We start from the raw sequence: 2,059 nt of genomic DNA on the forward strand, positions 1-2,059 counted from the left end.
GCATTCCCGGCGTCGACGCGGTGATCGCGGTCGCCTCCGGCAAGGGCGGCGTCGGCAAATCGACCACCGCGCTCAATCTGGCGCTCGGCCTGCGCGATCTGGGTTTGCGGGTCGGCCTGCTCGATGCCGACATCTATGGGCCGTCGGTGCCGCGTTTAACCGGAATTCGGGAGAAGCCGCAGTTGAACGACGAGCGGAAGATGATTCCGCTTCAGCGTTTCGGGCTTTCGATCATGTCGATCGGCTTCCTCGTGGAGGAGGAGACCGCGATGATCTGGCGCGGACCGATGGTAATGTCGGCGGTCACGCAGATGCTGCGCGACGTCGCGTGGGGCACGCTGGATGTTCTGGTCGTCGATATGCCGCCCGGCACCGGCGATGCCCAGCTCACCTTGGCGCAGACCGTGCCACTGAAGGGCGCCATCATCATTTCCACGCCGCAGGATTTGTCGCTGATCGATGCACGGCGGGGACTGGCGATGTTCACGAAGGTCAACGTGCCCGTGCTCGGCATCATCGAGAATATGAGCTACTTCCAGTGCCCGCATTGCGGCACCCAATCGGATATTTTCGGACATGGCGGCGCCCGTCATGAGGCCGAGCGTCTGGCCGTGCCTTTCCTCGGCGAGATTCCGCTGCACATGTCGATCCGCACCACCTCGGACGCCGGAACGCCCGTGGTCGAGAGCGAGCCGAATGGACCGCATGCGGCCATCTATCGGGCGATCGCGGCCAAGGTCCGCGACCAACTGAAGGGCGCGATCGCTGCGGCCTGAGCGCGTCGGCGAGAGTGTTCGGGGCTGACATTTCGCACCCCGCTGCGGCGAGCGCCTTGTGATTGTCGAAATGTCAAATCCGGCGATAGGCGGCGCTGGCGTATCAGACTTTCGTTTATTCGGTGGTTTGGGGCGATTACCCCGGTTTTCGCTCTCCCGGCTTCCATGTTAAAGCCGATTCAAGAAATCCAATGAATGTCGGAACGTGCCTACAAGGAGATGCCTTAATGAAGCGTCGTGATTTTTTGAAAGTTTCAGCAGTGGGTGCGGCGGCGAGCGCCGTGGCGGCGCCCGCGATTGCGCAATCGTCGCCCGAGATCAAGTGGCGTATGACGTCAAGTTTTCCGAAGTCGCTCGACACGATCTTCGGCGGCTCGACGGAGTTTGCCAAGTACGTCGCCGAGATGACCGACAATAAATTTCAGATTCAGGTTTTTGCCGCCGGCGAAATCGTTCCGGGTCTTCAGGCGCTCGATGCCACCAGTAACGGCACCATCGAGATGTGCCACACCGTTTCCTACTACTACGTCGGCAAGGATCCGACCTTCGCGATCTACGCTTCGGTGCCGTTCGGCCTGAATGCGCGCATGCAGAATTCCTGGTGGTATCAGGGCGGAGGCCAGGAACTCGGCAACGAGTTCTTCAAGAAATTTAACGTGATCGGATTTCCGTGCGGCAACACCGGCACCCAGATGGGTGGCTGGTTCCGCAAGGAGATCAAGACTGTTGCCGATCTTTCCGGTCTGAAGTTCCGCATCGGCGGCATTGCAGGTCAGGTGCTGCAAAAGGTCGGCGTCGTGCCGCAGCAATTGGCGGGCGGCGACATCTATCCCGCGCTCGAAAAAGGCACGATCGACGCGGCCGAGTGGGTCGGTCCCTACGACGATGAGAAGCTCGGTTTCCAGAAAGTCGCCAAGTATTACTACTATCCCGGTTTCTGGGAGGGCGGCCCGACGGTGCATGCGTATTGCAATCTCGAGAAGTGGAATACGTTGCCGAAGAATTATCAGGCGATCCTCAGCAACGCGGCGGCGAACGCCAACAGCTGGATGGCGGCGCGCTACGACATGCAGAACCCGTCGGCGCTCAAGCGGCTGGTGGCCGGCGGCACGCAGCTTCGGCCCTTCACCAACGAAGTGCTGGAAGCCTGCCTGAAAGCCACCAACGAATTGTGGGCTGAAATTTCCGCCAAGAACGCCGACTTCAAGAAGTCGATCGATGCGATGCAGGCCTATCGCTCCGACCAGTACCTGTGGTGGCAGGTGGCCGAGTACACCTTCGAC

The 2,059-nt window shown here is 60.5% G+C and carries 2 protein-coding genes; both read left to right on the top strand.

Annotated features, from left to right (window positions below):
- The coding region (locus WB528_RS07130; RefSeq protein WP_423887717.1) for an Mrp/NBP35 family ATP-binding protein at positions 1–776 on the top strand (776 nt) is incomplete at its 5' end.
- A 227-nt stretch (positions 777–1,003) separates the two neighbouring features.
- Positions 1,004–2,059 (top strand): TRAP transporter substrate-binding protein (locus WB528_RS07135; RefSeq protein ID WP_423887718.1); only part of this gene is annotated, 1,056 nt, incomplete at its 3' end.

Source organism: Bradyrhizobium sp. (assembly GCF_049586575.1).
Taxonomy (GTDB): Bacteria; Pseudomonadota; Alphaproteobacteria; order Rhizobiales; family Xanthobacteraceae; genus Bradyrhizobium.